Source organism: Aquirufa sp. (assembly GCF_044239315.1).
GTDB lineage: Bacteria > Bacteroidota > Bacteroidia > Cytophagales > Spirosomataceae > Aquirufa.
Genome location: NZ_JBIIBQ010000033.1, coordinates 1 through 18,509, shown reverse-complemented (window position 1 = coordinate 18,509; position 18,509 = coordinate 1). Strand labels below are relative to the sequence as shown.

General features: G+C 38.3%; 19 protein-coding genes. 9 read left to right on the top strand and 10 right to left on the bottom strand.

Going from position 1 to position 18,509, the window contains the following annotated elements:
• Positions 1-159 precede the first annotated feature (159 nt).
• Positions 160-1,377, bottom strand: a complete 1,218-nt coding sequence (locus ACILP5_RS10550; protein WP_395618610.1) for a hypothetical protein — start codon at positions 1,375-1,377, stop codon at positions 160-162.
• Between the two features lie 57 nt (positions 1,378-1,434).
• On the opposite strand from ACILP5_RS10550, the gene hisB reads away from it, so the two are divergent.
• On the top strand, positions 1,435-2,547 hold the full coding sequence (gene hisB, locus ACILP5_RS10545; protein ID WP_395618609.1) for a bifunctional histidinol-phosphatase/imidazoleglycerol-phosphate dehydratase HisB: 1,113 nt from the start codon (positions 1,435-1,437) through the stop codon (positions 2,545-2,547).
• Between the two features lie 147 nt (positions 2,548-2,694).
• Here hisB and ACILP5_RS10540 read toward each other — a convergent pair whose 3' ends face one another.
• Both ACILP5_RS10540 and rpsT read right to left on the bottom strand, forming a co-directional pair.
• Positions 2,695-3,369, bottom strand: coding sequence for a RadC family protein (locus tag ACILP5_RS10540; protein WP_395618608.1), 675 nt, complete (start codon positions 3,367-3,369; stop codon positions 2,695-2,697).
• Between the two features lie 74 nt (positions 3,370-3,443).
• A complete protein-coding gene (gene rpsT / locus ACILP5_RS10535) occupies positions 3,444-3,701 on the bottom strand; it encodes a 30S ribosomal protein S20 (protein ID WP_223130782.1) in 258 nt (85 codons plus the stop codon).
• Positions 3,702-3,752: 51 nt separating this feature from the next.
• On the opposite strand from rpsT, the gene ACILP5_RS10530 reads away from it, so the two are divergent.
• Entirely contained in the window at positions 3,753-4,637 is an 885-nt protein-coding gene (locus ACILP5_RS10530; protein WP_395618607.1) for a zinc dependent phospholipase C family protein, read from the top strand.
• An 18-nt stretch (positions 4,638-4,655) separates the two neighbouring features.
• Entirely contained in the window at positions 4,656-5,837 is a 1,182-nt protein-coding gene (locus ACILP5_RS10525; RefSeq protein WP_395618606.1) for a class I SAM-dependent rRNA methyltransferase, read from the top strand.
• Between the two features lie 47 nt (positions 5,838-5,884).
• On the opposite strand, the gene lepB is transcribed toward ACILP5_RS10525, so the two are convergent.
• From lepB to ACILP5_RS10500, 5 genes are read right to left on the bottom strand one after another with little or no spacing between them, the layout of a single operon-like run.
• A complete protein-coding gene (lepB, locus tag ACILP5_RS10520; protein WP_395618605.1) occupies positions 5,885-7,039 on the bottom strand; it encodes a signal peptidase I in 1,155 nt (384 codons plus the stop codon).
• A gap of 1 nt (position 7,040) precedes the next feature.
• The gene (gene dapB, locus ACILP5_RS10515) at positions 7,041-7,754 is read right to left on the bottom strand and encodes a 4-hydroxy-tetrahydrodipicolinate reductase (RefSeq protein ID WP_395618604.1); all 714 of its coding nucleotides are present in this window, start codon (positions 7,752-7,754) and stop codon (positions 7,041-7,043) included.
• Between the two features lie 2 nt (positions 7,755-7,756).
• Complete coding sequence (locus ACILP5_RS10510) at positions 7,757-8,350, bottom strand: DUF5683 domain-containing protein (RefSeq protein ID WP_395618603.1); 594 nt, start codon at positions 8,348-8,350, stop codon at positions 7,757-7,759.
• Positions 8,350-9,270 (bottom strand): ParB/RepB/Spo0J family partition protein, encoded by a 921-nt coding sequence (locus tag ACILP5_RS10505; RefSeq protein WP_395618602.1) that lies wholly within the window; start codon positions 9,268-9,270, stop codon positions 8,350-8,352. Before ACILP5_RS10505 ends, ACILP5_RS10510 begins: the two co-directional genes overlap by 1 nt.
• A 9-nt stretch (positions 9,271-9,279) precedes the next feature.
• Positions 9,280-10,059 (bottom strand): ParA family protein, encoded by a 780-nt coding sequence (locus ACILP5_RS10500; protein ID WP_395618601.1) that lies wholly within the window; start codon positions 10,057-10,059, stop codon positions 9,280-9,282.
• Between the two features lie 107 nt (positions 10,060-10,166).
• Between ACILP5_RS10500 and ACILP5_RS10495 the strand changes: the two genes are divergently transcribed.
• Together ACILP5_RS10495 and ACILP5_RS10490 are read left to right on the top strand one after the other, a co-directional pair.
• A complete protein-coding gene (locus ACILP5_RS10495) occupies positions 10,167-11,753 on the top strand; it encodes a peptide MFS transporter (protein ID WP_395618600.1) in 1,587 nt (528 codons plus the stop codon).
• A 1-nt stretch (position 11,754) separates the two neighbouring features.
• Complete coding sequence (locus ACILP5_RS10490; RefSeq protein ID WP_395618599.1) at positions 11,755-12,456, top strand: VIT1/CCC1 transporter family protein; 702 nt, start codon at positions 11,755-11,757, stop codon at positions 12,454-12,456.
• Here ACILP5_RS10490 and ggt read toward each other — a convergent pair.
• Positions 12,450-14,132, bottom strand: a complete 1,683-nt coding sequence (gene ggt / locus ACILP5_RS10485) for a gamma-glutamyltransferase (protein WP_395618598.1) — start codon at positions 14,130-14,132, stop codon at positions 12,450-12,452. The genes ACILP5_RS10490 and ggt overlap by 7 nt on opposite strands.
• A gap of 127 nt (positions 14,133-14,259) precedes the next feature.
• Between ggt and ACILP5_RS10480 the strand changes: the two genes are divergently transcribed.
• The gene (locus ACILP5_RS10480; RefSeq protein WP_395618597.1) at positions 14,260-15,498 is read left to right on the top strand and encodes an aminotransferase class I/II-fold pyridoxal phosphate-dependent enzyme; all 1,239 of its coding nucleotides are present in this window, start codon (positions 14,260-14,262) and stop codon (positions 15,496-15,498) included.
• Between the two features lie 176 nt (positions 15,499-15,674).
• Positions 15,675-15,854, top strand: a complete 180-nt coding sequence (locus tag ACILP5_RS10475) for a histone H1 (protein ID WP_223130792.1) — start codon at positions 15,675-15,677, stop codon at positions 15,852-15,854.
• A 51-nt stretch (positions 15,855-15,905) separates the two neighbouring features.
• Here the strand turns inward: ACILP5_RS10475 and ACILP5_RS10470 are convergent, their stop codons facing one another.
• Positions 15,906-16,310 carry a MaoC family dehydratase gene (locus ACILP5_RS10470; RefSeq protein WP_395618596.1) on the bottom strand — a complete coding sequence of 135 codons (405 nt, stop codon included), beginning with the start codon at positions 16,308-16,310 and terminating at the stop codon, positions 15,906-15,908.
• Between the two features lie 69 nt (positions 16,311-16,379).
• Between ACILP5_RS10470 and ACILP5_RS10465 the strand changes: the two genes are divergently transcribed.
• Together ACILP5_RS10465 and dnaA are read left to right on the top strand one after the other, a co-directional pair.
• A complete protein-coding gene (locus ACILP5_RS10465) occupies positions 16,380-17,219 on the top strand; it encodes a diacylglycerol/lipid kinase family protein (RefSeq protein WP_395618595.1) in 840 nt (279 codons plus the stop codon).
• A gap of 273 nt (positions 17,220-17,492) precedes the next feature.
• On the top strand, positions 17,493-18,509 hold a 1,017-nt coding region (gene dnaA, locus ACILP5_RS10460; RefSeq protein WP_395618594.1), incomplete at its 3' end, for a chromosomal replication initiator protein DnaA.

Genomic DNA, 18,509 nt, shown 5'->3' with positions numbered 1-18,509 from the left:
CACTCATTTGATATATTTAATTACGATGCCCGAACACATCCGTAATTTAACTCCTGCCGATAGCCTTTGAAAAAAGGAAAAAAGAGAGTTCCTGCGGATGTATTTAATAAACAAAGCACAAAAGTACCGCTTATTAAATTAGAATACAATAAAATTGTACTATTTTAATGAAGAACGCTTCTTAAAGCTAAAAATGATTTGATTATTCGAGGAATTAGGTAAAGTTGCTACCGTTATTCGCTTCTGATTTAGACCTTCACCTACTAGACGATTCTTTAACACATAAGCGTGTTCCTTTGCTGTTGAAGGCCCTTTTTCGGATGAAACTTGGACTTGTACATCGACGTCTTTGAATTTATTCATTCCAGCAGCAATCTGCTTAAACAAATAGGTTTTAGGAGAAGCTAACAACTCTGTCTTATCACTAAAATCCAGTTCGGTACAAGTTAGATCCAAAGGTGTAACAACAGTAGAATCGGTCAAATATGCATGGAATGCAACAATCATTGATTCCTTAGGAATTTGAAATGGCTTACCCTCTGGCCAAGCTAATGAAACTAAAGAATCACTCTTTGCTTTCGCTGAATCTAATACTGCCTTAGTTAAACTATCATTCAGCTTTGCTAAGCTATCTATTGGAATTATTTCACTTGTCTCTTCTTTATCGATAGGTGCTTCTTCACTTCTACGGTTAACAAAAAACAAAACCAAGGCAACAATTAATGCGCCCGCAACAAGACTAATCAAAAAGATGGAATAATTTCGTTTAACAGAATCATCAGTAGGTGAAAAAGATTCCTCAAAAACCACCGAATCTCCTTTCAGTATATCCTTTAATACTAAAATATCAATTAAGGACACTTGAATTTTCGTAGGGGCTAAGACATAAAAATCGTTCTTTGAAGGTTGATAAAACTCTCCAAATGACTTGAAATCCCGAAGAGCATCATAATCAAATTCCTTGAGACGATATCCGTACAAAGCATAACTCAACGTTAGACCCTTGATAATCGTTGAACTTTTTGCTCCTAATTGCCCTCCTAATAAAGTAGCAACTGCACTTTTCTTATCGGGAAGTAAAATCCCCATCACCCCTTCTCCAAATCGATACATTAAATCATAATCAGGCATCCCTTTACCTGAACTTACTAATTTGGCTACATCGTCTTGGGGCGCAGATTTAGCCAACATGAAATTATACAGGGCGTTAAAACGAATTCTATTCCGAAATAATTTAAGTACACTACCCAATACCACCGCTTCAAACGCAGGAATCAACTCCATAACTTTATCCTGCTTCTCGGTACAAAGGTCTGCAAGACGCTTCGCAAAAAATGCTTTCTCTTCTGGTGTTGTTAATGTAAATACCTGGCTCATATGGATTATTTCTAAAACAAAATTACCTTATTTTTTTTATTTGCTTACCTTTGTAAGATGAAAAAGGTGTTATTTATTGATAGAGATGGGACTTTGATTGAAGAACCCCAAATAGACCAGCAGGTTGATAGCTTTGAAAAGCTCGCTTTCCTACCTGGAGTCATCTCTAATCTAAAGAAAATCACCACCGTCGCCGATTTTGATTTGGTCATGGTAACAAATCAAGATGGCCTAGGGACTGATTCATTTCCAGAAGATACCTTTTGGCCAGTTCATCAAAAAATGTTGGACATCTTTGCTTCTGAGGGTATCATCTTTCAACAAATACATATTGATCGCAGCTTTCAACACGAAAACAAGCCTACCCGTAAACCAGGAATAGGCATGTTAGCGGAATACTTTACGAATGACTACGATTTAGCTAACTCTTATGTGCTGGGTGATCGTTTAACTGACATTGAATTAGCAAAGAATTTAGGTTCTAAAGCTATCTTCATCGGAGATCTAGAAATCCCTTCCGAATTACAATCCTACACCGCATTACAATGCATGAATTGGAATGAGATTCACGAATTCTTCCTTTTGCCAGATAGACGTGTGCTACACGAACGCAACACGCATGAGACAAAAATAGCCATCGATTTGAATTTAGACGGCAAAGGAATTGCTAAGAACGAAACAGGCCTTGGTTTTTTCGATCATATGTTAGATCAAATCGCAAAACACGGAAACCTGGATTTAGCAGTTAAAGTAAATGGCGATTTACATATTGATGAGCACCATACCATCGAAGATACGGGTATTGCGCTAGGTGAAGCATTTGGCTTGGCTTTAGGAAACAAGAAAGGAATTGAACGTTATGGCTTTTTATTGCCGATGGACGATTGTTTAGCTCAGGTCGCCATTGACTTCTCGGGCCGGAATTGGCTAGTGTGGGAAGCAACATTCAAACGCGAAATGATAGGTGAAATGCCTACAGAAATGTTCTTTCACTTCTTTAAATCATTCTCTGATGGAGCGAAATGCAATTTAAATATTCAAGCGACTGGTGAGAATGAGCATCACAAGATAGAAGCTATTTTTAAGGCTTTTGCGAAAGCAGTTAAAATAGCCGTTAATCGGGATAGAAAAAATTTAGATTCTTTACCAAGCACCAAAGGACTTCTTTAAAATTATTCGTAAATTTGAATCATTAAACAACAATACCATGGGATATTCAGGAGCAGCGTTTTTTATCATCTTATTCGCAATTTCAATTGTAGTAGGTGCTAAACTTCAAAAAATCTACCAAGAGAGAGGGAAATAATCCTCTCTCTTTTAGTTTAACTTCCCATCGTCTGCAAAACTGTAAAAAGTAGTCGATCCTATGATGAGGTGATCCACCACATCAATATTAAATATCCTACCCGCATCCACTACCTGTTTTGTTAATTCAATGTCTGACCAACTCGGTCTCATTTGATCACTTGGATGATTGTGCGCGAGTATTATTGACGAGGTTAGCTGTTCCAAAGCGGATTTGAATAGCAAGCGTAAATCAACAGTCGTACCAGAAACCCCTCCAATACTTAATTTCTCAGCTAATACGACTGTAGAGGCTCGATTCAAATGAAAGACCCAAAATTCTTCTCGAATCAAGTCTGATAAATAGGGCTTTATCAGACTGTAGGCATCCACAGAGTTTCTAATTATTAATTTAGTACTGGATTCGAAAATCTGTCTTCGTCTACCTAATTCAAGAGCTGCCACTAATAGGGCTGCTTTAGCAGGGCCTATCCCTTTTAGTTTCTTAAAATCATATAAATTATAGCGAGCTAAAACACACAAATCTCCATCGATAGAATTAAGTATGTGCTGTGCTAATGCTGATGCGGAATATTCTGCAAATCCGGAACCGATTAATATGGTCAAGATTTCGACCAACGTCATTTCACCTGCTCCTAATCGAGCTAATTTTTCTCGAGGCATCTCCTCTTTCTTGACAGTTTTCATTCAAGAAAGGTAGACCTTATAAACGAATAAACCCCTCTTGTGGAGGGGTTTATCACTATCTTGATTATCTAAAATTAAGCAGCTACTTTATTCACTAACTTAGCTAGTTTAGATTTTTGATTTGCAGCTTTATTCTTGTGGATGATATTTTTCTTAGCCAATTTATCTAAAGAAGAAGAAACTTGCTTGAAAAGCTCTACCACAACAGATTTATCAGTCGTCAATCTCAATTTCTTGATCAATGTACGTGTAGACTTGTGTTGGTAACGATTACGTAAACGCTTTGCTTCGTTAGAACGGATACGCTTTAGTGCTGATTTATGATTTGCCATCTGTTAAATAAAATTCTCTTTTTACAAAATTGAATTGCAAAAGTACATAATATGAAATTAAATAACAAGAGTACTCTTAAAATTTATGTGTTATTGCTTAGCTGTTTTATATCTCAGGCGAAAACAGAAACCATTTGGGGATTCTTTGGACATCGAAAAATAAACTTAATGGCCATCCATACGCTGCCCCTACCCTTACATTCATTCTACCGTAGACACCTAAGAGAAATACAAGAGCTATCTGTACTACCTGATGCCAGACGCTACCTACTTGATGAAGAAGCAGCACGGCACTACATTGATTTAGACAAGTATGACCTAAACCAAGTTAGTTTTACTAATTGGGCGCAAATGCTGCGCAAAACACCTGAAGATTCTCTGCGAAAGCATGGCATCGTTCCATGGCATATTCCAGTCGTATACCAGCGACTGGTGAATGCCTTCATAAAGAAGGATAGTCTACAGATTATTAAGTTATCGGCTGAACTAGGGCATTATGTTGCAGATGCACATGTTCCTTTGCACACTAGTTCGAATTATGATGGCCAAAAAACGGGACAAGATGGTCTGCATAGTTTTTGGGAATCAAGAATTCCTGAAATTCTAGGTAAGCAACTAGACCAATTTAGTGGACCAGCTAACTTTATTACTGATGTACAACATAGCTCTTGGACATGGGTGCTCGCCTCACACAAGCAACTGCCTCTCTTGTTTTCAATGGCTACAAAAGTGAGTCTTGAGATAAAAGAAGGTGAAAAATATAGCTTCATACAAAAAGGTTCAAGCTTAATCAAAACACCTAGTCTGAAATACAGCCTTGCCTACCATAAAGCACTAAATAAGCAAATTGAATCTCGGTTTTTAGCAGCGGTTCAACACGTAGGTGATTTGTGGTATTCTGCCTGGTTAGAGGCTGGCCAACCATCTTTCGAATAAATTTTGCATTTTTGCAGAATGAAATCCACTCTTTTTATTCAATTAAAGCCGGGAAAAGACGCGCCGGTGAAACGTTTCCACCCTTGGGTATTTTCTGGAGCAATAGCAAAACAAAGTCCCATTCTTAAAGATGGAGACTGGGTTAGTGTCTATAGTTCAAGAGATGAATTCTTAGGAACTGGTCACTACCACAATGGAAGTATTGCGGTTAAAATCATCTCTTTCCAAGAAATTGAATCGAAGAGCGCATTTTGGGAAAAACGCATTCAAAATGCCTGGGATCTTCGTGCACTTTTGCCTTTGGAAAAAACCAATGCCTTTCGCCTCATTCATGGGGAGGGCGATGGTTGTCCGGGTTTGATTATGGATATGTACAAGGATGTACTCGTTTTTCAAGCCCATACCATCGGAATGCACCGAGATCGCGATGAAATTGTAGAAGCAATTAAAAAGGTATTAGGCAAGAAAATCAAAGCCATTTACGATAAAAGCAGGGAGACATTACCCACCGAATATGCTCAGAATTGCACAAACGGCTACGTATACGGTGAGGTAGCTGTTCCATACAAAGTCCAAGAGAACGGCATTGCATTTTCGATTAACTGGATTACAGGCCAAAAAACTGGCTTCTTTATCGACCAGCGCGAAAACAGAGCACTTCTTGCTAAATATGCTAAAGGTAAATCGGTACTAAATACGTTCTGTTATTCAGGAGGTTTTTCACTTTATGCTTTGGAGGCAGGCGCAGCATCAGTCATTTCATTGGACGCCTCTGCCAAAGCCATCGATTTAGTGAAAGCAAATATTGAACTAAACAAAATGCAAGACTTGAATCACGAAGCCATTGTAGGAGAAACCCTACCCTATCTTAAGGCGAATGAGGATGAATTTGATATTATCGTGTTAGATCCGCCAGCATTCGCAAAATCGATGAATGCAAAACACAAAGCCTTACAGGGCTACCAAAAAATCAACGAATTAGCTTTACGTAAAATCAAGAAAAACGGACTCTTATTTACTTATTCTTGCTCACAAGTCATTACAAGAGACCTTTTCTATAATATGCTTGTCGCTGCCGGAATAGCCGTAGGACGCGAAATTCAGGTAATCCACCAAATGACTCAGTCACCAGATCATCCCATTAACCTATTCCATCCGGAAAGCAACTACTTGAAAGGATTCGTTTTAAAAGTTTTATAAACAAAAAAGGCAGCTCTCGAGCTGCCTTTTTACGTAAATCACGAAACCTAGTCTACAAATCTGAACAATCGGTTCCAACGGATAATTTTCCAAAACTCGGATGAGAACAAGCTTTTATTGGAATCAATCGACATCCAAACAAAGAACGCTTTTCCTACAATATGATCTGAAGGAACAAAACCCCAAAAGCGCGAATCAGCTGAATTATGACGGTTATCACCCATCATAAAATAGTAATCTTGCTTAAAGGTATAAGAAGTAATAACCTTACCATCGATGGAAATTTGATATCCGTTAACGACCACATTCTTATTCCCTTCGTATTTCTGAATAGCCTCGCTGTATAAAGCCACATTTCCGGGTGTTAAAGCTACCGTCAATCCTTTTGCAGGCACTTTCAATGGACCATAGAAATCACGATTCCATTTGTATAAAGTCGTATCATGTGGGAAAATATCAATGTAGGTAACTCCTTTAGGATCTTTGAATAGATTTGTGTCAAAGGTTTTGTTAAAAGGCTGCGCCTTGATCTCCTCCATCATAGCCTTCGAAGTATTCAACTTATATCCCCAAAGCACGTTTTGGGAATCTGGCTCTGCTAAAGGCAACCAGTCCGCAGAATCATAACTCGCATCAGGTGCATTACGAATACCATAATACTCAAAGAATTTATCATCCAAATTCTCTTTCGTCTTCATGAAAATAGGATGTTGCATACGTACCGGATTTTCCATCGCCTTTCCATTGACAATAACCTGTTGATCGCGCACCTCTAAAACATCCCCTGGAGTCGCTACACAACGCTTTACATAGAAAGTCCGTAAGTCAACTGGAGCATCGCCGTCCTCCTCATAATTAGGCACGTTAAATACAACCGCATCTCCTTGCTTTACAGAAGAAAATCCAGGTAGTCGGAAAATAGGCAAATCTATCCAGCGTAAATAGGAGGGAATATTTGTAAACCAAATCTTTTGGTGAGTCAAAGGCAATTGCAAAGGAGTCTTCGGTGTACGAACCCCATAATGCAATTTGCTTACAAATAAAAAATCCCCAACCATCAAGGAACTCTCCATAGAAGGAGTCGGAATAGTATAGGCTTCAAATACAAAAAAGCGGATTAACGTCGCTGCTACCACAGCAAATGCCACTGAATCTAACCACTCTCTGAAGGCTGATTTTTGTTTTTTAGGTGTTTCTTTCATCTTATTTTAACATATCGTCCATACCAAGGACGCCTTTTTTATTCTGAACCCATTCCGCAGCGATAACAGCTCCTAGCGCAAAACCTTCCCGGTTAAACGCCTCGTGGGTAATTTCAATTTGATCTACTTTGGAAATATACTTAACGGTGTGCGTTCCTGGAATAATCGATTCACGCTGTGACCAAATAGCTACCTCATTGGAAGCTGGAATCTCATTATTCACCCATTTATCCTTGTTTGCATAAGCATCTATAATGCCTTCTGCAATTGTTATAGCAGTTCCACTAGGTGAATCTTTCTTCTCTAAATGGTGTATTTCATTCGTGTAAATGTCATACTCTTTTTGAGGAGCCATCAATTCCGCCAACATCTTATTCAAACGAAAGAATAAATTCACTCCGATCGAATAATTAGAAGCATAAAAAAAAGTAGCATTATTTTCCTTCGTTAATGCCTCGATCTCAGCTTTCTTTTCTAACCAACCTGTCGTACCACAAACTACCGGAATTTGCTTTTCGATACACGTTAAAATATTGGAGTACGCTGAAGCTGGATTAGAGAATTCAATAGCTACATCAGCGTCAGCAGAGGATAAGGCCTGTAAATCAGCTTGATTATCGACATCTATTTTAGCTACAATGGAATGACCACGGCCTAACGCTAATCGTTCGATCTCCTTACCCATCTTACCATATCCAATTAATACTATTTTCATCCTTATTTAAAATTAAATGACAGGGTAATTCCGGATACCAAACTTTGGGAAAAAGGCTGGTAATCTACCGTCGGTTTCACCTTTAGACTGATATCATCTGAGACATCAAACGTTTTTAAATGAGCACTTACATTTGCATCTACTACATTAAAAGTCCACGCTAAAACCATACCAATGTAAGTATAATCTCTATTTCTTCGATATCCATCCGTCAATCGCTTTAACTGATTGATGTCTAAATCCCGAATCGTTCCATCCTCATATGGCACAGCTACCGTAGTGGGTGGTATAAATGAGGGTTCTTGCACACGGGGAGAAACTTGGTAATAAAAACCTCTATATTTCGTGTAGCGAACGTTATTGTAATTCGCAATCATTCCCAAAGTAACAAAAGCCCCAGCCACCAAAGGTAACTTCCAATATTGCCTGTTATACACTTGACCCCAACCTGGAATTATTAAGGACTTAATCGTGGCTTGTCGAGGAATAATCTTGCAAGTTTTCACTAGGGGCTTTATCTGAACCGTATCCTTATCATCCTTCGAATATAAACTTAAAGGCAAAAGCAAAACTAATAGGAAGTACCTAAAGTACATTATTGAACTTTGTTAAGAATGGTTAATAACTCCTCTTTCGATTTAAAACTTAATTTAATCTCCCCTTCTCCTTTATCATTCATTTTCAAAGCTACTGATGTTTTGAAAAATGATTTCAGCGTAGCTTGCCAAGCTTGCAAATCTTGAGCAGATACCTTCGTTGTCGAAGATCCTGTGATTACTGTATCAATGTTTCCTGATTGACGAACTGCATCTTCTAAACGACGAACAGACCAATCTTCTGCGATGGCTTTCAGAAATAACGCATTTTGTAAACTCACATCTTCAAGCGAAACCAGGCAACGCGCATGTCCCATGGACAATTTGCTATCCCGAATTGCCACTTGAATATGGGGTGGCAACTTCAATAAACGCATGTAATTCGTCACCGTCGATCGATTCTTTCCAACTCTCGCCCCTAAATCTTCTTGCTTTAAATCACATTCCTCCATTAATCGCTTATAGGAAAGTGCAATTTCAATCGCATTTAAATTCTCCCGTTGAATGTTCTCAATCAAAGCCATTTCGATCATCTGCTGATCATCAGCCGTCCGAACATAGGCCGGAATTGTCTTCAAACCCGCTAGTTTAGAAGCTTGATATCGACGTTCACCGGAGATTAATTGGTATTTTTTAGCTGAAATCTTTCGGACCGTGATAGGCTGAATGATACCTTGAACACGAATAGATTCAGCTAATTCTTGTAAAGCCTCTGGCGCAAAATGCTCGCGCGGCTGAAATGGATTGGTTTCGATTAACTCCAAAGCGATCTCATCCATCAAATTCATCCCTTCAAGACTTCCTGCAAAATCAGAAGGATGACGTGCTTGCAAGCCACCTCCATCAGAATCCTCTAATAAGGCACCTAAACCACGGCCTAAACCTGTTCTTTTCTTTGCGTTTTCTTGCTTTGCACTCATATGTCTAAACTAGATAGTCACTAGTAAACCATTCTTGCGAATAATTTCTTTGGCTAAATTTAAATAACTGATTGCCCCTTTGCTGTCTGCATCATGTAAAATGGCAGGAACACCAAAGCTAGGCGACTCTGATAAGCGAATATTACGTGGAATAATCGTCTCAAAAACCATATTCTTAAAGTGAGAATTCACCTCATTCACTACCTGATTTGATAAGCGTAAACGCAAATCATACATCGTTAACAATATCCCTTCGATAACTAAGGATGTATTTAAACGAGATTGGATAATCTTAATGGTATTCAATAATTTGCCTAAACCCTCTAATGCATAATATTCACATTGCACCGGAATAATGATCGAATCCGCAGCGGTAAGGCTATTAATGGTAATTAAACCCAAAGATGGTGAACAATCCATGATGATAAAATCATATTGATCCTTAACCACTTCTAGGGCTTCCTTCATCTTCCGTTCCCGGTTATTCAAATTAATCATTTCAATCTCTGCACCTACTAAATCGATATGCGATGGAATGATGTCTAGAAAGGGAACCTCTGTGGGTAAAATACTATCCTGAACGCTGGAAAGACCTACCATGCATTCGTAAATACTATTCTTCACTTCTTTCGGGTTAAACCCTAACCCAGAAGTGGAATTCGCCTGTGGATCCGCATCGATCAATAAGGTTTTGAACTCAAAAGCAGCTAAACTGGCAGCTAAATTAATGGCTGTCGTTGTTTTCCCTACTCCCCCTTTTTGATTTGCAATCGCGATTGTTTTGCCCATAGGATGTTAAACAAAATGAATTGACAATATTACAAAAAAGGTTTCACATCTATCTCGAAATTAAATTACATTCTTGTATCTTGTCATCAAAAATTAACCAAACCTATATGTCATCAAATAGTACTTCTCACCCTAAAGGACTTTATTTTCTGTATTCCACAGAAATGTGGGAGCGTTTCAACTTTTATGGAATGCGCGCCATCCTATCCCTGTTTTTAGTAAGCGCACTTTCCTTTAAACAAGACGAGGCAGCCATCTTATATGGTGGCTTCTTAGGACTTAGCTACTTAACTCCTATGCTGGGTGGATATATTTCAGATCGGTATATTGGAAATAGAAATAGTATTATTGGAGGCGGATTTGCGATGGCCATAGGGCAACTATTATTATTCAGTTCAGCCAGTTCATTTACCTTAGATGTGTCTCTTGCGACCAATTTAATGTGGGGAGGTCTGTTATTCCTTATTTTAGGCAATGGTTTCTTTAAACCGAATATTTCCTCGATGGTGGGGCAGTTATATACAAAGGGGGATAGCCGCCTTGATGCCGCTTTTACCATTTTCTATATGGGAATTAATACGGGAGCCATGCTAGGGATGCTCATTTGCCCCTGGTTAGGGGACGTTAAAGTGGATGGAGTTCGAGTAATTGAGGCTTTCAAATGGGGATTTTTAGCCGCAGGTGTAGCTATGCTAGTAGGAACTATCTCATTCATGTTATTGAAAGGGCTGTTTTTGAAAGCCCCTGATGGCAGTGAAATTGGTTTAGCACCGACATTCAGTGCTAGTAAAAGTGAGGAAACTGAGACAGAAAAAGCAGAATTCTCCACTCAATCCATTGTTATTTCTTGTGCTTTGTTTATTGGATTGATTATTGGATTTCACTATTTATTCATCACAGAAGTGGCTAATCCAATTAAAGACTGGATTTATCCAGTGATATATTCTGCCGGTATCAGTTTAGCTTTCTTAATTCTGAGAGATAGTACGTTGACAAAAATTGAAAGAGATCGAATTTGGGTGATGTATTTTGTGGCCTTCTTTGTTATTTTCTTTTGGGCGGCTTATGAGCAAGCAGGATCTTCCTTGACTTTTATTGCGGATCAACAGACGGATTTGAATTTCTTTGGGATCATGCTACCGCCTAGTTCAGTTCAAAATGCGAATTCCTTCTTTATCATCTTGTTAGCCTTCCCCTTCTCCTGGATTTGGATTCGATTATCAAAAAAAGGCATTGAGCCCAACTCGCCTGGAAAACAAGCCATTGGTCTCTTATTATTAGCTGTTGGCTATTTGATTATCGCCATGAAAGTTAAAGACTTAGGCAATGAAAAATTAGGGGTCATTTGGTTATTCATCATGTATTTATTTCACACGATGGGAGAGCTATGTCTTTCTCCAATTGGTTTATCACTTGTTTCAAAATTAGCACCTAAGCGCTTCTCCTCTTTATTAATGGGGGTTTGGTTTTTAGCTAATGCCGCTGGTTATGCTTTAGCGGGTACACTAGGAGCTCTTTTACCTCCGGCAACAGCTGTAGTTGGCCAAACCGTTTTCCCAAGTTTCTTAGGCTTCGAGATCAAAAATCTCTATGATTTTTTCATTGTTTTTGTAATTATGGCAGGAATTGCTTCTGTAATATTGTTTGGCCTAGCCAACGGTCCACTTAAACGAATGATGCACGGCATCCGATAATATGAATTCACACGACCATCATCTACACGAAAAACATTTAAAAAGTTCTGACTTCATTACGGATGTCGTTATCGGGATGTCTGATGGGTTAACCGTTCCATTTGCTCTCGCTGCGGGACTTTCTGGCGCTGTTGCCTCTGCAAGTATCGTCACAACTGCTGGTGTTGCTGAAATCGTTGCAGGATCAATTGCCATGGGCTTAGGCGGTTTTTTAGCCGGCCAAACAGAACAAGAGCACTACGAGTCAGAACTGAAACGCGAATACGAAGAAGTAGAACGTGTACCTGAAAGGGAAAAGCAAGAGATCAGAGATGTATTCGAAGATTATGGTTTGAGCCCTGAGGCGCAGGAAATTGTCGTCGAATGTATTTCAAAAGACAAAGATAAATGGGTCGACTTTATGATGCGATTCGAATTGGGATTGGAACGTCCTAACCCAAATCGAGCAAGAAACTCTGCCTTGACCATTGGCATTTCTTATATAGTAGGAGGATTCATTCCGCTTCTTCCCTATTTCTATGTAGAAAAACCTCAAGACGGGTTAATCTATTCGGCTGAAGTGACCATTTTAGCCTTATTAGTATTTGGATACTTTAAGAGTAAAGTAACCGGACAAAATCCGATCATCGGTTCAATAAAAGTAACTTCCATAGGTGCGGCAGCCGCTGCTGCTGCGTATTTCGTTGCTACTCTATTTCAATAAGCAGAAACGGTATCATCACCACGGGAGTCTGCTCCACCTTGTAGGTTCCCATTAGGTAACACTAAAATTCCCTCCACAAGTCCAATACTAGAAACTGGCGCGAAAGTGTATCCTTTTGCCTTTAACCTACCTTGCTGCTCTTCAGAAAAACGGGATGCTTCAGCTGTAATCTTTTCAGGAAGCCATTGGTGGTGAAAACGAGGATATTCTACTGCTTGCTGCATATTCATTCCCATTACTAAGGTATTCAAGACAACTTGAAAGACGCTGGTAATAATGGTAGATCCACCTGGAGTACCCACCACCAATTTTAATTTACCATTTTCTTCCACGATTGTAGGAGTCATGCTCGATAGCATTCGCTTGTTTGGTTGAATCTCATTCGCCTTTGAACCGATTAATCCATACAGGTTAGGGGCACCCGCTTTGGCAGAAAAATCATCCATCTCATCATTTAACAAGAAACCTGAACCTCCTACAAAAACCTTAGAACCATACGAGTTATTTAACGTTGTCGTGATTGAAACAGCATTCCCTTCGCCATCTACAATGCTATAATGGGTTGTTTCTGGACTCTCATAGCTTGGAAATGCACCTGCTTGGATATCCGCACTCTTCGTTGCCTGGGAAAAATTCATCGAAGCCATTCTCGAGGAAGTATAGGACGGATCAATTAACTCCTTAATCGGAACTTTGACAAAATCTGGATCCCCTAACCATTTAGACCGATCTGCATACACACGTCTCTCAGCTTCCACCATCACCTGAATGGTTGAATCAGATGTAGAACCCCATTTTTGCAGCGAATAAGGAGCCACCATTTGTAAAAGTTGCGCTAATGCTACCCCACCACTGCTTGGCGGCGGCATACCAATTATCTGATAATTTTTATATTGACTTTTGATTGGTGTGCGCCAAATAGCCCGATATCGTTTCAAATCTTTCTTAGAAATCAAGCCATTCTGCGCTTTCATTTCATTTACAATATTTGTTGCAGTTTGGCCTTTATAGAAGCCATTGGCCTTCTTTTTTAAAATCAGCTCCAAGGTATTAGCTAAATCTATTTGGACTAACAAATCGCCCGTTTTCCATTCTTTTCCCTCTACTGATAACAGGTAATTCTTGCCTGGATTCTCTTTCAAAAATTCTGATCTCTGCCGATTCAAGCCTCTTGCTTCCTTTTCCGTTAAGACTAATCCATTTCTAGCTAAATCAACTGCTGGCTGCAATAGCTTATCCCAAGGTAAGCGACCTAATTTATCATGCATTTCTTGCATACCAGCTACAGTTCCAGGAACTCCCACAGAAAATATACCTGTCATACTCTTACCAGGAATGATATTACCGTTCGCATCTAAGTACATGTCTCTGCTAGCTGCAGAAGGTGCTTTCTCGCGGTAATCCAAAGCCATCGCATTTCCAGATTTATCTCGATAAACCAGAAATCCTCCTCCCCCAATATTTCCTGCTGATGGATGGCAAACAGCTAAAGCAAAATTGACAGCCACTGCTGCATCGATGGCATTCCCCCCATTTTTCAAAATTGCCAACCCAATTTCAGAAGCTGCTGGATGGGTCGAAACCACCATACCGTTTTTCCCTTCAATTAAAGGCTTTTGAGTACTTTGGGCGATAACAGAAAAAGACAGGAGAACCAGAAAGAAATACTTAATCATTTTAATTTTATTTTGAAATGAAATGACAAATTAATAGAATCCTATGATTTACTAACATTGCGATAATAAAAATATAATTTAACTTTGTGATTATTTAAAGATTTTTTCAATAAAACGTATACTAACAGTGGATATTTTCGAGAAGGTAGCAAATAACATGGGGCCGATTGGTGCTCACGCCCATTATTCCCACCATTATTTTTCATTCCCAAAATTAACTGGAGAATTAGGCCCTAGAATGACTTTCATGGGCAAAGAAATGTTAAACTGGTCTCTTAATAACTATTTAGGACTAGCAAATCATCCTGAAGTTAGAAAAGCAGACGCTGATGCCACTGCAAAATACGGTTTAGCTTACCCAATGGGCGCACGCATGATGTCTGGTAATACAGATGAGCACGAAGAATTCGAACGTCAATTAGCAGAATTTGTAGGAAAAGAAGATGCCTTTTTATTGAATTATGGCTACCAAGGAGTGATGTCTTTAGTAGAATGCATGGTAGATCACAAGGATGTCATCGTTTATGATGCAGAATCGCATGCTTGTTTAATCGATGGTATTCGACTACATAAGGCTAAAATGGGCCAATACTATAAGTTCAACCACAATGATATGGATTCATTGCGTAAAAACTTAGAGCGCGCGACTAAAATTACGAATGAAACAGGTGGTGGTATTTTAGTCATCACGGAAGGAGTTTTCGGAATGTCTGGAAAAGTTGGCTCACTAGATAAGATTGTGGAAATGAAAAAAGATTTCAATTTCAGATTGCTAGTAGATGATGCACACGGCTTTGGAACGATGGGAGATAACGGAAAAGGCGTAGGCGAATACTTAAATTGCACAGACGGTATCGACTTATATTTCTCCACATTTGCCAAATCAATGGCAGCCATTGGTGCATTTGTTGCTGCTCCTAAGAATATCGTCATGTATTTAAAATACAATATGCGTTCTCAAACCTATGCAAAGGCATTACCTATGCCTTTTGTCATCGGTGGCATGAAGCGTTTAGAATTGATTAAAAAACACCCAGAATTAAGAGCAAAGTTATGGGAGAACGTTCGTGCGCTTCAAAAAGGATTAAAAGATAAAGGATTTGATATTGGTGAAACTCAATCTCCAGTAACTCCGGTATTCTTACATGGTGATTATGATATCGCTGCCGTCACTAAATTGGTTCGAGACCTACGTGAAAACATGGGTATCTTTTGTAGTATCGTTGTATATCCGGTAGTTCCTAAGGGTCAAATCATGTTAAGAATCATTCCTACGTCATCGCACACTTTAGCAGATATTGAATACACTTGCGATTGTTTTGCTGAAGTTCAGAAAAGATTGAAATCTGGCTACTACGCGCAATAATTGATTGATTAAACGGTAATTTTGGTAGAAATTGTATTTTTTTGCATTTTTTTTCTGTTTTTTCTTGATATTAATTTGCACAGAACAAGTTTTTTACTAAATTTCGCTTATTAAAGCTCATTAAAGGGCATAAAGACAATCTAATATTATTTACACAACCTAAAAAACAAATTATCATGAGTAGATTTGCACAAGTAAAGGACTTAATTTTATCTTTAGAAGGAGATTTCGAAAAATTCTACGATAAAGGAAATCAAGCAGCTGGTACTCGCGTTAGAGGTGGTTTACAACAATTGAAGACTTTAGCACAAGAAATTCGTACTGAAGTTCAAAACAAGAAAAACTCAGGAAAATAATTTTTCCCCTCTTTGATAAGAAAAGCCCGATGAATTCGGGCTTTTTTTATGTTAAAATAGTTCGGCATGCATGGCAGAGGCCATACCATCCACCATTATCTTCCCTCTTTCTAATTCAAATACCTGGGTTGAAATCTCCGCAGTGTGCTTTGAAGGATTCGTACTTACAATTTCAAACTTTGCCTTGTAAGTTAACCCTACATATAGTGGGCGTTTAAATTCAGAGACTTGTTTTAAGTAGACACTTCCTTCACCAGGAAATTCCATTCCCATTACACGCGAAAAAACACTCGCAATTAAGGCACCGTGAATGATCGGTTTTTTAAATGGCGTTGTTTCTGCATATGCTTCATCCCAATGCAGAGGATTGAAATCACCTGATATTTTACAGAAATCATTGACTTGCTCCTGTGTGAATGAGAATTCGATCTCATACGAGTTTCCTACTTCTAACATAGATTGATCATTTTTTGTAAAATTAAACCAAAATTTGATTCTATTTTTGTGCAAATTTAAATTAAACCCATGATTCATTTTATTCTAAACCCAAACGCAGGAACTAACTCACTGCAAAAAAGGGAACGAATAGTAAAGACTTTAAAGGCAATTCCTCATTCAAAGATTTGGCAGACAGAGCGAATGAACCATGCGTCAGAATTAACTCGAAAAGCGCTATCAGAAGGTGCCACAAAAATTATTGCCATAGGAGGTGATGGTACAATAAATGAGGTTGCCTCAGTACTTTTATACACTTCGATACCCCTAGGTATCATTCCAATGGGATCAGGAAATGGGTTAGCACGTCATTTAGGTATTCCTCTAGAATTCAATAAAGCGCTTCAGAAAGCCTTAGAGGGAACATCGTTTACAATAGATTCAGGGAAATGGAATGATCGCTCTTTTTTTTGTACAGCGGGGATAGGTTTCGATGCCTATGTCGCATCCCATTTTGCATCTAGGGGGAAAAGAGGTTTTCTGAATTATATATATTCAAGCCTTATTTTACTATTTAACTATAGGCCAGTTAATATAAAGGAATTTGGCCCCATATTTTCCTTTACAGTGGCTAATGCAAATCAGTTTGGAAACAATGCCTTTATATCCCCAAACTCTGACCTTCAAGATGGATTATTAGAGGTTATCCGTATAAAACCAAGCAATTTCTTTCATATTATCATTCTTGGAATAAGCCTATTTTCAAAGAAAATGCATCTGAACAGCAGAAGTGAGGTTTCAACAGTAAAATCTCTTACTTTTCATACGACCATAGGTATCCCATACCACTTAGACGGAGAAAGTTTACTAATTGAAAATGAAAAAAATTTAGTCTCCATTTTACCGTCTAGCCTACTAGTAGTAAAATAATTTTCTTATACTTTTTCAAGTAAAAGAATGATTTAAGTACACTTAATTTGAACAATTTTTAGAAGCAAATTTTTAAGCCTTTTTTTTCGAAAAAAAACTGGATTTATTTTTGTTTTCAAATTTGGAACAACATCTTATTTTACTATTTTTGTCTCCCCGCTTAAGAAAAAACGAATCGTTTTTTTAGTTAAGAACCAGTAGCAACTTTTTAAATTATTTACAAGGCAAATTCCCTAAAAATTTGTCCTGAGAAGTGTTCGACCAATATATTTAATGCAAATCGAAGTAAGAGATTTATGGAACCAGTGCTTGAATATCATCAAAAATGATATATCAGAACAGAGTTTCGCAACTTGGTTTGCTCCCATCGTTCCTCTTAAATTCCAGAATAACACCTTATTGATTCAAGTGCCTTCTCAATTCTTCTACGAATGGCTGGAAGAGAAGCATGTTTCAGATTTAAGAAAGGCAATCGACCTAACTATCGGACGTCAAGGAATGTTAGAGTATTCAATCGTCATCGATAAGGGTGATCGCAAGAATCCACCGATTACTTTTAATCTCCCACCCACGAATCAAGGTCAAACTACAACAGATAAAGGAAGTAATTTCCCTAATCCTGCTAGGAGCCCTTTTGAACTAAAAAACTTAGATTCCTTAGAATTAGATTCTTATTTAATTCCAAAATATACCTTTGATAAATTTATCGAAGGAGATTGCAATCGCTTAGGACGTGCAGCAGGTATGGCAGTAGCCAATAAGCCTGGGTTGACGGCCTTTAATCCCCTCATGATATATGGTGGTGTAGGATTAGGAAAGACACACTTGATCCAAGCAATTGGAAATCAGATTAAAGATGCATTCCCGGAGAAATTTGTTCTTTATGTATCTACAGAAAAATTCACAAATCAATTCGTGAATGCCATCAGAAATAATTCGATTGAGGCATTTACTAATTTCTATTTACAGGTAGATGTTTTGATCATTGATGATGTTCAATTCTTGTCAGGAAAAGAAAAGACTCAGGAGACTTTCTTTAACATCTTTAATCATTTACACCAATCAGGAAAACAAATCATTCTATCTTCAGACCGAGCACCAAGGGATTTAGCTGGAATGGAAGATCGTCTCTTATCTCGCTTTAAGTGGGGATTAACAGCTGATCTACAACAACCAGATTTTGAGACCAGAATTGCCATTATTCAAAAGAAATTGCAGGAAGATGGTATTCAAATAGATTTTGATGTATTAGAATATTTAGCACATTCCATTCAAACTAATGTTCGTGAA

Excerpts from the sequence above, each read along its gene's own strand:
- ACILP5_RS10550 (WP_395618610.1), bottom strand. The coding sequence starts at position 1,377 with ATGAGCCAGGTATTTACATTAACAACACCAGAAGAGAAAGCATTTTTT.
- hisB (WP_395618609.1), top strand. The coding sequence starts at position 1,435 with ATGAAAAAGGTGTTATTTATTGATAGAGATGGGACTTTGATTGAAGAA.
- ACILP5_RS10540 (WP_395618608.1), bottom strand. The coding sequence starts at position 3,369 with ATGAAAACTGTCAAGAAAGAGGAGATGCCTCGAGAAAAATTAGCTCGA.
- rpsT (WP_223130782.1), bottom strand. The coding sequence starts at position 3,701 with ATGGCAAATCATAAATCAGCACTAAAGCGTATCCGTTCTAACGAAGCA.
- ACILP5_RS10530 (WP_395618607.1), top strand. The coding sequence starts at position 3,753 with ATGAAATTAAATAACAAGAGTACTCTTAAAATTTATGTGTTATTGCTT.
- ACILP5_RS10525 (WP_395618606.1), top strand. The coding sequence starts at position 4,656 with ATGAAATCCACTCTTTTTATTCAATTAAAGCCGGGAAAAGACGCGCCG.
- lepB (WP_395618605.1), bottom strand. The coding sequence starts at position 7,039 with ATGAAAGAAACACCTAAAAAACAAAAATCAGCCTTCAGAGAGTGGTTA.
- dapB (WP_395618604.1), bottom strand. The coding sequence starts at position 7,754 with ATGAAAATAGTATTAATTGGATATGGTAAGATGGGTAAGGAGATCGAA.
- ACILP5_RS10510 (WP_395618603.1), bottom strand. The coding sequence starts at position 8,350 with ATGTACTTTAGGTACTTCCTATTAGTTTTGCTTTTGCCTTTAAGTTTA.
- ACILP5_RS10505 (WP_395618602.1), bottom strand. The coding sequence starts at position 9,270 with ATGAGTGCAAAGCAAGAAAACGCAAAGAAAAGAACAGGTTTAGGCCGT.
- ACILP5_RS10500 (WP_395618601.1), bottom strand. The coding sequence starts at position 10,059 with ATGGGCAAAACAATCGCGATTGCAAATCAAAAAGGGGGAGTAGGGAAA.
- ACILP5_RS10495 (WP_395618600.1), top strand. The coding sequence starts at position 10,167 with ATGTCATCAAATAGTACTTCTCACCCTAAAGGACTTTATTTTCTGTAT.
- ACILP5_RS10490 (WP_395618599.1), top strand. The coding sequence starts at position 11,755 with ATGAATTCACACGACCATCATCTACACGAAAAACATTTAAAAAGTTCT.
- ggt (WP_395618598.1), bottom strand. The coding sequence starts at position 14,132 with ATGATTAAGTATTTCTTTCTGGTTCTCCTGTCTTTTTCTGTTATCGCC.
- ACILP5_RS10475 (WP_223130792.1), top strand. The coding sequence starts at position 15,675 with ATGAGTAGATTTGCACAAGTAAAGGACTTAATTTTATCTTTAGAAGGA.
- ACILP5_RS10470 (WP_395618596.1), bottom strand. The coding sequence starts at position 16,310 with ATGTTAGAAGTAGGAAACTCGTATGAGATCGAATTCTCATTCACACAG.
- ACILP5_RS10465 (WP_395618595.1), top strand. The coding sequence starts at position 16,380 with ATGATTCATTTTATTCTAAACCCAAACGCAGGAACTAACTCACTGCAA.